This window comes from Streptomyces sp. NPDC055103 (assembly GCF_053607625.1).
In genome coordinates this window covers 20,850-33,709 of sequence record NZ_JBSGTX010000007.1, presented here as the reverse complement: position 1 = coordinate 33,709, position 12,860 = coordinate 20,850, and the positions used below count along the sequence as shown (strand labels likewise).

11 protein-coding genes are annotated in these 12,860 nt (G+C 74.3%); 6 read left to right on the top strand and 5 right to left on the bottom strand.

Features of this window, described 5'->3' with window-relative positions:
* Positions 1-77: 77 nt before the first annotated feature.
* Positions 78-2,570 (top strand): hypothetical protein, encoded by a 2,493-nt coding sequence (locus tag ACWFR1_RS06850; RefSeq protein ID WP_453547321.1) that lies wholly within the window; start codon positions 78-80, stop codon positions 2,568-2,570.
* Here ACWFR1_RS06850 and ACWFR1_RS06845 read toward each other — a convergent pair.
* The 5 genes from ACWFR1_RS06845 to ACWFR1_RS06825 all read right to left on the bottom strand — a co-directional run bounded on the left by ACWFR1_RS06845 (position 2,540) and on the right by ACWFR1_RS06825 (position 8,775).
* Entirely contained in the window at positions 2,540-4,945 is a 2,406-nt protein-coding gene (locus ACWFR1_RS06845; RefSeq protein ID WP_453547319.1) for a right-handed parallel beta-helix repeat-containing protein, read from the bottom strand. The genes ACWFR1_RS06850 and ACWFR1_RS06845 overlap by 31 nt on opposite strands.
* A gap of 136 nt (positions 4,946-5,081) precedes the next feature.
* Complete coding sequence (locus ACWFR1_RS06840; protein ID WP_453547317.1) at positions 5,082-5,690, bottom strand: Rv1733c family protein; 609 nt, start codon at positions 5,688-5,690, stop codon at positions 5,082-5,084.
* 84 nt (positions 5,691-5,774) lie between these two features.
* A complete protein-coding gene (locus ACWFR1_RS06835; protein ID WP_453547315.1) occupies positions 5,775-6,599 on the bottom strand; it encodes an MOSC domain-containing protein in 825 nt (274 codons plus the stop codon).
* A gap of 60 nt (positions 6,600-6,659) precedes the next feature.
* The gene (locus tag ACWFR1_RS06830; RefSeq protein WP_453547313.1) at positions 6,660-7,172 is read right to left on the bottom strand and encodes a DUF6643 family protein; all 513 of its coding nucleotides are present in this window, start codon (positions 7,170-7,172) and stop codon (positions 6,660-6,662) included.
* 316 nt (positions 7,173-7,488) lie between these two features.
* Positions 7,489-8,775: a glycosyltransferase gene (locus ACWFR1_RS06825; RefSeq protein ID WP_453547311.1), complete on the bottom strand. Its 1,287-nt coding sequence runs from the start codon at positions 8,773-8,775 to the stop codon at positions 7,489-7,491.
* 58 nt (positions 8,776-8,833) lie between these two features.
* Between ACWFR1_RS06825 and ACWFR1_RS06820 the strand changes: the two genes are divergently transcribed.
* From ACWFR1_RS06820 to ACWFR1_RS06800, 5 genes are all read left to right on the top strand, one after another.
* Complete coding sequence (locus ACWFR1_RS06820; protein WP_453547309.1) at positions 8,834-9,628, top strand: glutamate racemase; 795 nt, start codon at positions 8,834-8,836, stop codon at positions 9,626-9,628.
* 62 nt (positions 9,629-9,690) lie between these two features.
* Complete coding sequence (locus tag ACWFR1_RS06815; protein WP_453547307.1) at positions 9,691-10,257, top strand: hypothetical protein; 567 nt, start codon at positions 9,691-9,693, stop codon at positions 10,255-10,257.
* A 99-nt stretch (positions 10,258-10,356) separates the two neighbouring features.
* A complete protein-coding gene (gene lnt, locus ACWFR1_RS06810) occupies positions 10,357-11,961 on the top strand; it encodes an apolipoprotein N-acyltransferase (RefSeq protein WP_453547305.1) in 1,605 nt (534 codons plus the stop codon).
* Positions 11,962-12,043: 82 nt separating this feature from the next.
* On the top strand, positions 12,044-12,526 hold the full coding sequence (locus ACWFR1_RS06805) for an NUDIX hydrolase (protein ID WP_453547303.1): 483 nt from the start codon (positions 12,044-12,046) through the stop codon (positions 12,524-12,526).
* 55 nt (positions 12,527-12,581) lie between these two features.
* On the top strand, positions 12,582-12,860 hold a 279-nt coding region (locus ACWFR1_RS06800; RefSeq protein ID WP_453547300.1), incomplete at its 3' end, for an SDR family NAD(P)-dependent oxidoreductase.

The window sequence follows — 12,860 nt, the reverse complement described above, 5'->3', positions numbered from 1 at the left end:
ACCGTGCGCGGTCGCACGACTGTCCGCGATCCTGTTTCCGACGTCGCATCCTCCCACCCAGAGAGGAAGTCCCCTAAGTGTCCCCTGCCACACCCGCCCCGGATGCCGGGGGCGCGGCGCTCGAGCTCCTCGTCCACGGAGTCGGCGGAGCCACCCCGCAGTCCATGCTCGACGACCCCAGGACCGTACGGGTCACCGGCGACCGCACCGCCGCCGTGTACCGGCGGGCAGAGGACCTCGACGCCGAGGACCACCCCGAGCGGTACGCCGCGCGGCCCGTACCGGAGGCGTACTGCTGGTCCAACCTCACCTCGGGCGACGGCACCCGCGCCCTGTGGCTGCTGCTCCTGCCGTTCATGGTCGCCAACCTGGCCCACTGGATGCGCCCGCCGTCCCAGGGCAGGCCGGGACTCGTCCGGTTGTACGGAGTCCTCGTCCGGCTCGTCGCCCTCACCCTCACCGTGCTCCTCACCGCCGCGGCCTGCGAGGTCGCGCTCGATCTGACGGCCTGGCAGTGCGCCGGCACAGCGGCCTGCTCCGACGCGTACTCCTGGCTCGGCTTCCTCGCCGCCGACCACGGCGGCTGGTGGTCCACGCCCGGGCGCCGCCTCGCCCTCGCCGCACTCGTGCCGACGGCGCTCGTCGGCCTGCTCTGGTACCTGTCCAACCGGACCTGGAGCGCGTACGAGGCCCAACGCCCGCCCACGGGCTACGACACCCCGGCGCCGGAGCCCCAGGCCGACACGCGGGCCGGCACACACGCAAAACCCCAGGCCGACACGCGAGCAACCCCGCAGGCCGACGCGCGCACAAGCCCGCAGGCCGACCCCCAGGCCGACACGGAGGCCGCCGACAGCGACGAGCCGGAGCCCGCCGGACCCACACCACCCACCTCCACCGAACTCCGTCCCGCGCTCGGGCGTCCCGGCTTCTGGTACGGGCGCCGCCTCGTCGCCCGGCTCCGGGCGGCGCACACCGCCGCCGGATTCCTCACCGTCGCCGCCACCCTCACCACCGCCACCACCCGGTACGACACAGGGGCACGCGCCGTCTTGGGCCTCGCGCTCCAGGCCGCCCTCGTCGTCCTCGCCGCCGTCGTCCTCCAGGTCGTCTGCCGCCGGGGCCGCAGCGAGCGCCGCCTCGACCTGCGCGTCGAGCGCGCCCTCGTGTCCTGGCTGCCCGGCTCCGCCCTCGCCCTGCTCGCCCTCACCGCCCTGCACGCCGGCTGGTCCCGTCCCGGCTGGGCCTCCACCGGCACCCTCCCCGGAAACGCCGCGTTCGGCGCCCTCACCCTCGCTCAGGGCGGCCTGGTCGTCGCCCTCGGCGTGGTAGCCCTGTTCCTCCAGCGGCCCCGCAGGGACCCCCGCACCGCGCTGCGCGGGCTCGGCGGGCCCGCCGTCGCCATGCTCGCCTGCGCCCTCGCCGGGGTCATGTCCGGCGGTGTCGCCCAGCGCGTCGCCGACTGGCTCGACGGCTCCGGCGCGGGGCAGGGCCCCCGGATCGGTCCGCCCGTCCTGCTGAGCTGGCAGGCGTCCGTGATCCCTGTCCTGCTCCTGCTGCTGCTCGCGCCCGCCGCGCTCCTCGCCGTACGGACCGTGCTCGACGCCCGGCGGCTGCGGCCGGTCGTCGAGGCCGACTACGGCGCCGCCGACGAACAGGACCCGGTCCGCACCGGACAGATCGCGGCCGGCCGGGCCCGCGCGGCGCTCACCGACTCCGCTCCCGTCCTCGTCGCGGTCGTCTCCGGCGCGACCCTGCTCCTCGGTGCCGCGTCCGTCGCCGGCGCCTGGGCCAGCGGAAACGTCCCCGGCCGGGCCTTCGACGGCGCCCACCCCGCGATCGCGTCCGCCGCCTCCGCCGCCCAGGCCGTCGGCTCCTGGATGATCGGCCTCGGCTTCCTGCTCTTCGTCACCTGGGGCCGCCGCGCCTACAAGGACGCCTCGGCCCGCCGCACCATCGGCATCCTCTGGGACGTCGGCACCTTCTGGCCGCGCGCCGCCCACCCCTTCGCCCCGCCCTGCTACGCCGAACGGGCCGTCCCCGACCTCACCTGGCGCATGAGCTCCTGGACCCGCGGCACCGGCGGCCGGCTCGTCATCTCCGGCCATTCCCAGGGCAGCGTCCTCGCCGCGGCGGCCGTCTGGCAGCTGCCGCCCGCCACCCGCGGCCGGGTCGCGCTGCTCACCTACGGCTCACCCCTGGAGCGGCTCTACGGCCGCTGGTTCCCCGCCTACTTCGGCCCCGAGGCGCTCCGCGCCCTCCACCGCACGGTCCACTGCTGGAGCAACCTCCACCGCGCCACCGACCCCATCGGCGGCCCCGTCCGCGTACCCGCCGAGGCGGACCGGCCGGCCGTCGACGGCGACGTGCTGCTCGACCCCGTCGCGTACGGACGCACCCGTGAACACCCGCTGCCGGAACCGATCCTGGGCCACTCCGACTACCAGGCCGACCCGGCGTTCGCCCGGCGGCGCTCCGCCCTCCTCGACCGGCTGCCGCCCGCCCTGCCCCGCCAGCGCGAGCCCGACGGTCAGGCCCTTCAGGGGAGTTCGGGGAGGTCCTCCGGGTAGAGCAGGGTCAGGTCGTCCGTGCTCGGCTCGGCGAGCGCGGCGACCCGGCCCGCGTGCCGCTCCACCATCGACTCGAAGGTCTGGCGTGCCGTACGGCCGTTGCCGAAGGCCGGGCCCTTGGGCAGCTTCGTGAAGTACGTGAGCAGTGCGTCGTCCGTGCCCGGCACGAGCCGGTACTCGTGCTCGTCGGCCTGCTGCCCCACGATCCGCAGGAGCTCGTCCGGCGCGTAGTCGCCGAAACTGATGGTCCGTGAGAAACGGCTGGCCACACCGGGGTTGACGGTCAGGAAGCGCTCCATCTCCGCCGTGTACCCCGCGACGATGACGACCACCGCGTCCCGGTGGTCCTCCATCAGCTTCACGAGCGTGTCGATCGCCTCACGGCCGAAGTCCCGGCCCGAGTCCTCCGGCGACAGCGCGTAGGCCTCGTCGACGAACAGCACGCCGCCGCGCGCCCGGTCGAAGGCCTCCTGCGTCCGGATCGCGGTCGAGCCGATGTGCTCGCCCACCAGGTCCACCCGGGAGACCTCCACCAGATGGCCCCGCTCCAGGACCCCGAGCGAGGCCAGGATCTCGCCGTACAGCCGGGCCACGGTCGTCTTGCCGGTGCCGGGGTTTCCGGTGAAGACCAGATGGCGGCGGACCGAGGCCGCCTTGAGCCCCGCCTCCTGACGCCGGCGCCCCACCTCGATCATGTTCGTGAGCGTCCGCACCTCGTGCTTGACGCTCTCCAGGCCCACCAGCGCGTCCAGTTCACCGAGGACGTCCTGAGAGGAGCGGGCCTCGGGCACCGGCACCATTGGCGGCGGGGCGGCCGCCTGGGCGCGCGGCACGGGGACCGACCCGAGGATCCCCGCCGGCTGCGTGGCCGTCAGCACGGTGCCGCCGTCGGGCACGGAGGAGCGGACCGCGCTCTCGTCACTGGTGCAGTCCTCCGCGACCGCGCCCTCCTCGGGGAACTCGTACCCGCCGCGCGCGCACCGCTCCGTACGGCACTTGCGCAGGCTCGTCCGGCAACCGTCCGTGACGTGGAAACCGTAGCCGCCGCTGCCCGTGACCCGGCAGCCGTGGAAGGACCCGCGCCCCTCGGCCGACACGTAGAAACCGGCCTCGGCGGGCGAGGTGACCGTGCACCGCTCGATCGTGGGGTCGGCGCCCTTGGTCACGATGACCCCGGTCTGCACGGCGTCGATCGTGCACCCCGCCAGGGTGCCGCCGCTGCCGTGGTCCCGGAACCAGGCACCCGTGGAGGCCTCCCGGATCCGGCAGTCGTCGAGCTGGGCCGTCGCCCCGTCGCTCACCGACACCGCCGTGTTCCGCACCTGCGAAAGGTCGCTGTCGACCACGTCCACGCGCGAGCCCCGGTCGAGGACGAACAGCGCGTCCGGCACGTCGTGCACCCGGCAGGCGTCGAGGACGACGGTCGCGCCGTCGCTCACCCACACCGCCGGGTAGTCGCCCGTACTGTCGTGGATCTCGCACTGGTTGGCGTCCACGCGCGTGCCCGGGTCCCACACCGACAGGCCGTTGCGGCCGAACCGGCGGACCGTCGACCGGGTCAGGGTCAGCACCGAGCGCGAGCGCAGGTCGACCGCGTTCTCGGGGACGTCGTGGATGTCGCAGTCCGAGAGCGTCAGCACCGCGTCCGTGTCGAGGGTGATGCCGTCCGCCGACGTGCGGTGCACCGACGAGTCCGTGAGGTGCGCGGTGGCCCGTGACGCGATCTGGAGACCGGCGCCCTTGATCTCGTACACCTCGCAGCCGACGCCCTCCAGGCCGCTGCCCTCGCCGGTGACCGCGATCCCGGCACCGGAGGCGTGGTGCACGCGGCAGCGCTCCAGTCGCGGATGCGCCCCTCCGCGCACCGACACGCCCGCCTGCCCGGCGGAGACCACCTCGCACTCCTCGAACACCCCGCCCGCGCCGTCGACCACGGCGATGCCGACCCCGGCGGGGTTGTCGATCGTGCAGCGGCGGACCGTCGGCCGTGCCGCGCCCCGCACTTCGATCCCGGCGGCGGAGCGGGTCATGATCCGCAGGTCGAGCAGCTCGGGCGTGCCGTCCTCGACGAGCAGGGCGGGCGCGGCGACGTCCTGCCCCTCGATGTGCAGGTCCTGGAGGGTGACGGAGGCGCGGACGGTCAGCGCCACCCCGTCCGGCGGCGCGATCCGCACCGACCCGACGGCGCCCTCGGGGCCGCGCAGGGTGACGGCCCGCAGCATGACGAGGTTCTCCCGGTAGGTGCCGGGCGCGACGGTGAGGACGTCCCCGTCGCTCGCGGCCTCCAGGGCGGCGGCGAGAGAGGCGTACTCACCCGTGCGGCGCCGCCACCGCGATGTGCCGGTGTGCGTCACCTGGACCGTGCCCTGTGCCATGGGTGTGCCCTGCCCCCGCCTGATGCCTCGCCGCTGATCCGATGCCCCACCGTAGCGCGCGCGGAGGGCGGGGGTTGACGGGTCGTGAGGGGTCACCTCTACGGGGCGGGGGGAGGGCGCGGGGGAGTGGCGCGGGTCAGCTGCCGGTGTCCGCGCGGCCCCAGTCGGGGCCCGCCGAGGCCCACGCGCGGTCCAGGCGCGCGTACCGCCGCAGCACGAGACGGCGTACGGCGAGACGGCGCACGATCTCCACGAGGAGGCCGGTGAGGAGCGCCGCCATCAGACCTGCGATGGCCGCGTGCGCGCGGGCCGTGCCCGCCGGCATCGGGGGCGACACCGGGCGACCGTCCCGGTCGGTCCAGAGGGCGAACGTGTCACCGGGCGAGGAGTGCCGCCTCGCCGTGGGCACCGTTCCCGTACGGGCCGTACCGTCGGGGGCGGTCCAGCGCGCCACCACGGACCGGCGGAGCTGTTCCTCCCCGGCGGACTCGCCGGTACGGGGACCGCTCGCGGGCCGGTCGTCGAGGCGTACGACCCTGGCCGTCGTCGGCAGCCGCTGCTCCTGCTGCGTGCGGACCGCGCGCTGGAGCGAGCCGCTCGCGGACGAGCCCGCGACCAAGCCGGCCAGGGGCACGAGGACGCAGAGGAGCACGGCGGCCGTGAAGGCGACCCACGCCTCGACCAGGTCCGTGGTCCGGCGCAGGGGATTGCGGCGCCAGCGCCAGACTCCGGTGGCTGCGCGCACGTCGGGACCCCCTCGTTGTTCGCCGCTGCTCCAACGAGTGTGCCCCGGGCAGACGTTCCCCGCCTGTCGGGCCGCGGGGGAACGTCAGTCGAGGATCTTCACGGGGTCGCCGACCCGGACCGTGCCGCGGTGCTCGGGGACGAGGTTCTGGCCGAAGATGACGCGGCCGTCCTGCTTGCGGTGCAGAGCGAGGCTGCGCAGCGGCTCCTTGCCCCGCTCGCCGGTCGACTGGTTCGTCGTGGTGACGACGCAGCGCCCGCAGGGCCTCGCGACACGGAAGGTGACCTCGCCGACGGCGAGCCGGGTCCAGCCGTCCTCCGCCCACGGGTCGGTCCCCTCGATCACGAGGTTCGGGCGGAAGCGGTTCATCGGCAGGGGGCCCTCGTGGGCGTGGTCGCCGGCCGCGATGAGGGAGTTGAGGGCGTCGAGCGAGGCCGTGGTGGCGGCGAGGAGGGGATAGCCGTCCGCGAAGCTCACCGTCTCGCCGGGCAGCGCGTAGTCCGGGTCGACCGGCCGCCGGTGCTCGGGCGCGTCCATGTGCACGAGCCGGGCGTCCGTCTCCAGGTACGCGGAGAGCCAGGCGGCCACCTCGGCGCCGGCCGGGACCGCCTCCACGAACTTGTCGAAGATCTCCACCGTGAGCGTGGTCGCGGGGGCCGGCACCTCGACCTTCAGCTCCGCGTGACCCGGCGCGGACAGCACGATGCCGCCGTCCGCCGAGAGCTCCGCCGTGGCCAACGCCATCCGGGGGTGACGGCGTTGGGTCACGACCTTGCCCGCGGCGTCGACGACGGTCCAGCGGCGGTCCCCGGCGAGCCCCCAGGGCTCCACCTCGGCCTCGCTGGGGCTCAGCGCGCGCATGGCCTTCACCGGGTGGACGTGGACGGAGCGGAGTACAGGAGTGGACATGACGTCATCCTGCCAGCCGCTCCGGACCTCGTCGGCCGGTGGGGGCGGGTCTGTCCCCGGTCAGTAGCCTCCGCCCTGGTAGGGGCGGTTGTACGGGTCCTGGTACATCGCCGGTGCGGGGGCCGGGATGGGCGCCGGCGCCGGCATGGGCCGGGGGGCCGCCGGGCGCATGGCCTCGTACCCCGCGGCGGCCGGGCGGGGCTGTTGCGGGTAGCCGCCGCCCTGGTAGCCCCGCGGGGCCACCGGCTGCTGCGGGATGTACGGCGCGGGGGCGTGCTGGAGCGGTGCGGGGGCCATCTGCTGAGAGGGCTGCGGATAGCCGTACCCACCGCCGTAGACGGGGGCGGGGTGCGGGCTGGGCGCCGCCGGGAGGGCGGGCAGGGCCGCGGGGAGCGCCGGCAGGTAGGAACCGCTCACGGGGAAGCTGCTGCCGGTGTCGTAGGCGGCGGGCACTCGGATCGGGGCGATCTGAGGCGTGCCCCGCTCCGCGACCAGGGAGTCGTAGATCGGGGTGTCCGGGAAGGACGGCGCGGTGTGGTAACCGCCTCCATAGGTGGAGCGGGGGGAGGTCATGGCACATAAGTTAAGCCCACGATGTGCTGGTTGGGGAGCCTGATTAGAGGGTTGTTTGACGGGCTTCGCGAAGAGGTGGATCCCCAATCAGAGCGAACGTGACAAAAACGGGCGGCGCCGCGGCTCAAGATCGTGTAAAAGCCGAGTTCGGAGGGGGTTACCGGCGGGTTGTGTCCTAGCCCGGCCCGCGGTACCCCCCGGCGTGAAGAACGCATAAAGAAAAGGTGCCAGGAAGGCGTGCAAGAAGTGATCATGGGCATGCTTAAGCGTCAATCCCGGGAACGGGGGGCGATGCGCACGCGCCGAATTGACGACGCTACTCCCCGTGTCGGGAAACGCAATTCCCGGCGTAGGTACGCCCCTTCCACGCCGATCCCCGGCCCCGGTGGTGCTGCGCGGCGGAGTCCACCGTCATCAGCAGATAGAGGAGAGCGGTGAAGGGCAGCAGCGGAGCGAGCCACAGCGGCTGCCGGTAGTAGCGGAGCATCGGCAGGTACGTCCCCGCCATCACCGCCCAGGCCGCACCGCCCGCCCAGGCCGCCGCCGCGTCCCCCGTCAGGCCACCCGCCACCAGGGCCACCGGCGGCACCAGATAGACCACCACCAGTCCCGCCACCGTGCCCGCGAGCACCAGCGGGCTGTACCGCAGCTGCGCGTACGCGCTCCGCGACACCATCCGCCACAGCTCGCCGAGACCCGGGTAGGGGCGGACGCTGTCGACCCGCTCCGCGAGGCCCAGCCAGATCCGCCCGCCCGCCCGGCGCACCGCCCGCGCCAGCGACACGTCGTCGATCACCGCCCGCCGGATCACCTCCGGTACGCCGGCCGCCACCGCCGTCTCCGTCCGCAGCAGCACACAGCCGCCCGCCGCGGCCGTCGCGCGGGGCCGCGCCCGGTTGATCCAGCGGAAGGGATAGAGCTGCGCGAAGAAGTAGACGAACGCGGGCACGACGAGCCGTTCCCACGGACTCGTGACCCGCAGCCGGGCCATCTGCGAGACCAGGTCCAGATCGTTCGCCCGCGCCGCGGCGACGAGCAGCCGCAGACTGTCCGGCTCATGGGCGATGTCCGCGTCCGTCAGGAGCAGGAACTCCGGTTCACGCGCGCGTGCCAGGGCGATGCCGTGCCGCAGCGCCCACAGCTTCCCCGTCCACCCGGGCTCGGGCTCGCCCGGCGACACGACGGTCAGCGGCAGCCCACGACGCTGCCCGGCCGCCTCGCCGTGCTGCTCGGCCGGCTCGACCCGATCCCCGCGCTGGGCCCGCTCGGCCAGTTCGGCGGCGAGCCGACCCGTGCCGTCCGTGCTCCCGTCGTCGACGAGGACCACCGCGGCCTCGCCGGGATAGTCCTGCGCCAACAGCGACGGCAGGCTCAGGGGCAGGACCTCGGCCTCGTCCCGCGCCGGTACGACGACGACCACCCGCGGCCACCCGCTCTCGGCCGCCGGTGCGCTCTCGGGCGGCGGCGCCACTCCGGCCCGCAGCGCGCCGCCCTCGCCCACCGGCGGCAGGCGCTGGTCCGTGCGCCAGAAGAAGCCCTGGCCGAGCAGCAGCCAGAACCAGGCGGCCAGGGAAGCGATCGCGAACCAGGCGAGGGTGCTCATTCGCCGCAGTCTGCCCCAGTTCGCCGGGCGCGTGAGGCCCATCAGCTAGGGTGACCGGGTGAAGATCGCGCTCATGGATTCCGGAATCGGCCTGCTCCCGGCGGCAGCCGCGGTGCGCCGGCTGCGGCCGGACGCCGATCTGCTCCTCTCCAACGACCCCGACGGCATGCCGTGGGGTCCCCGTACCCCCGAGGACCTCACCGAGCGCGCCCTCGCGGTCGCCCTCGCCGCCGCCGAACAGGGCCCGGCAGCGCTCATCGTGGCCTGCAACACCGCCACCGTGCACGCCCTGCCCGCCCTGCGCGCCGCCCTCGAACCGACCATCCCCGTCATCGGCACCGTCCCCGCCATCAAGCCCGCGGCCACCGGCGGCGGCAAGGTCGCCATCTGGGCCACCCCGGCCACCACCGGCAGCGCCTACCAGCGCGGACTCATCCGCGACTTCGCGGACGGCGCCGAGGTCACCGAGGTGCCCTGCCCGGGGCTCGCCGACGCCGTCGAGCACGCCGACGGGGACGCCGTGGACGGGGCCGTCGCCGCGGCCGCCGACCTCACCCCGGCCGACGTCCGCGCCGTCGTCCTCGGCTGCACCCACTACGAGCTGGTCGAGGGGCGCATCCTCGCCGCCCTGGAGGCGCGCCGCCGCCCCGGACTGCCGCCGATCGTCTTCCACGGCTCCGCCGACGCCGTCGCCGCGCAGGCGCTGCGCCGGATCGGCGCCGATCCCGCGCCCGACGCGGATGCCACCGGTGGCCTCGCCGTCCTGCTCAGCGGACGCCCCGGACAGCTCCCCGCCACCGCCCTCGGCTACGCGGAGGGCCGCCTCCTCACGGCCTCCGCACCTGCTCACTGACCGTGAGGGAGTGACCGCACTCCGACGCGCTGTGCCGCGTGATTCTGGGTACGCTTTCTGACATGAGGCAGTACCCGCGGGACCAGCGCGCCGACGAGCGGAAGCCCGCCGTCTGGACGGGGCGCGCCACCAACCGTCTCCAGTGGCTGGCGGCGCTCGCAGGTGCGGCCTGCATGGCCCTTGGCATCACCATCGCCGTCGAGTCGGCCTGGACCTCCGGAATCACGGCCCTCCTCATGGCGGTGATCGGCTGCGTCGCGGCCGGGCTGCTCGTCCTCTTCGGCACGCTCGCCTTCGTCCACGTGGCCGTCAAGGTCGACGACCGCGCCATGGAGGTCCGTTGCGGCCACATCGGCCTGCCGCGCCGGCGCATCCCCCTTTCCCATGTCGTCGGCGCCGACTTCGCCCCGAGCGTCAACCCCCGCCAGTGGGGCGGCTGGGGATACCGCTGGCGCCCCGAGAAGGGCACGGCCGTGATCGTCCGGCGCGGCGAGGGCCTGGTCCTGCGCCTCGGCGACGGCCGCTCGTTCACGGTCACGGTCGACGACGCGGAATCCGCGGTCCGGGTCATCCGCGACCGCCTCCGCCACCCGGCCCCGCCCGGTCCGCCCGCCACGACAGGCGTCTGAGCTCCGCTCGTCCCCGCAGGCAGGACGGACGACGGTACGGCGATCACCCGGCTCGCACCCGCCTCGGTGCCGACAGGGACGCCCCGTAGACTCCGCAAGGTGAGCGCCACCATCACCCCCGCACCCGTCCCCGCGTCCGGAGCCGACAGCCCGACCGCGCCCGGTTCCCCGCTGCGACGGTTCGTGCGGCCCGTGACGGCCCTGCTGTCCGGGCTCCTGCTCTTCCTGAGCTTCCCGCCGCGCCCCCTGTGGTGGCTCGCCCTGCCCGCCTTCGCGCTGCTCGGCTGGACCCTGTGGGGGCGTCGCCTCCGCGCCGGGTTCGGCCTCGGCTACCTGGCGGGTCTCGGCTTCATGCTGCCGCTGCTCGTCTGGACCGGCGAGGAGGTCGGCCCGGTCCCGTGGCTCGCCCTCGCCGCGATCGAGGCGCTCTTCGTGGCCGCCGCCGGTCTCGGCGTCGCGGCCGTCTCCCGGCTTCCGTGGTGGCCCTTCTTCGCGGCCGGTGTGTGGATCCTCGCCGAGGCGGCACGCGCGCGCGTGCCCTTCGGCGGCTTCCCCTGGGGCAAGATCGCCTTCGGACAGGCGGACGGCGTCTTCCTGCCGCTCGCCGCCGTCGGCGGCACCCCGGTGCTCGGCTTCGCGGTCGCCCTCTGCGGTTTCGGTCTGTACGAGACGTACCGGCGGCTCCGCGCCCGGCGTGCCACCGGCACCGTCCCGCGCGGCCCGCTCGCCGTCGCCGCGCTCTCCGTGCTCCTCCCGGTCACGGGCGCCGTCGCGGCGCTGCCGCTCGTCGACGACACGGCGGAGGACGGCACCGCGACCGTCGCCGCCGTCCAGGGCAACGTGCCCCGCCTCGGCCTCGACTTCAACTCCCAGCGCCGCGCCGTCCTCGACAACCACGTCGCTCGCACCCACGAGCTCGCCGACGCCGTCAAGGCCGGGCGCGAGCCGCAGCCCGACTTCGTGCTGTGGCCGGAGAACTCCTCGGACATCGACCCGTACGCGAACCCGGACGCGGCCGACGTCATCGACGGAGCCGTCCGCGACATCGGCGTACCCACGGTGATCGGCGCGGTCATCTCCCCGCCGACCGGCAAGCTCCGCAACACCCTCATCCAGTGGGACCCGGAGCGCGGCCCCGTCGCCACGTACGACAAGCGGCACGTCCAGCCCTTCGGCGAGTACATCCCGATGCGGTCCGTCGTACGGCTCTTCAACAGCAACGTCGACCGGGTCAGCCGTGACTTCGGACCCGGCTCGAAGGTCGGCGTCTTCGACCTCGCCGGGACCAAGGTCGGCCTCGCCACCTGTTACGAGGCGGCCTTCGACTGGGCCGTGCGCGACACCGTCACCCACGGCGCCCAGCTCATCACCGTCCCCAGCAACAACGCGACCTTCGGTCGCAGCGAGATGACCTACCAGCAGCTCGCCATGTCCCGGGTGCGGGCCGTTGAGCACAGCCGGTCGGTCGTCGTGCCCGTCACCAGCGGGGTCAGCGCGGTCATCCGCCCCGACGGCGAGATCGTCGCGCGGACGAAGATGTTCACCCCCGACGTCCTGGTCGAGAAGGTGCCGCTGCGCTCCTCGCTCACCCCGGCGACCCGGATGGGCACCCTGCCCGAGGCCCTGCTCGTGGCGCTCGCCGCCGCCGGCCTCGGCTGGTCGACGTTCCGCTCCGTACGGGCCCGGCGCACGCCCGCGGAGTGACACCGGCCCGGCGCACGCCCACGGAGTGACACCGGGATCCGGGCCCCGCGTCGCGAACGATCGGATGATCTAGGGTCGGAGCATGGGTACCCCTGACTTCATCCGTACGCTGCGCGAGACGGCCGGACACCAGCTCCTCTTCCTGCCGGGGGTGAGCGCCGTCGTCTTCGACGACCGGGGCCGGGTCCTGCTCGGCCGGCGGTCCGACAACGGCACATGGTCGATCATCGGTGGCATCGTCGAGCCCGGCGAGCAGCCCGCCGGCTGCGCGGTGCGCGAGGTGTACGAGGAGACCGCGGTGCACTGCGTGCCGGAGCGGATCGTGCTCGTGGAGACCTTGCGCAAGCCCGTCGTCTACCCGAACGGCGACACCTGCCAGTACATGGACGTCACCTTCCGCTGCCGTGCGGTGGGAGGAGAGGCCCGGGTCAACGACGAGGAGTCGACCGACGTCGGCTGGTTCGAGGTGGACGACCTGCCGGAGATGAAGCGCTTCTCTTACCTCAGGATCGAGAAGGCGCTCGCCGACGACCCCACATGGTTCCGCACTACAGAGACCAGCTGAACTATGGGCGGGGACCACATCGGTGGGGGAGTGGTGCGTTCATAGGGTGCGGAGCATGAGCGCCCCCATCACCGCCCCCGTATCCGACTCGGACTCGCCCTCCCCCCTGCCCGGGGTCGTCGCCCTCGACCTCACCGGCCGCACCGCGCTCGTCACGGGCGCGGCCAGCGGCATCGGGCGCGCCTGCGCGCTGCGGCTCGCCGCCGCCGGAGCCCGGGTCAGAGCCGTCGACCGGGCGGCCGAGGGCCTGGAGACCCTGGCGGGACAGGCCACCGGCTACGCCGGAAGCGTCGAACCCCGGCTCCTCGACCTCACCGACCTGGACGCGGCCGCG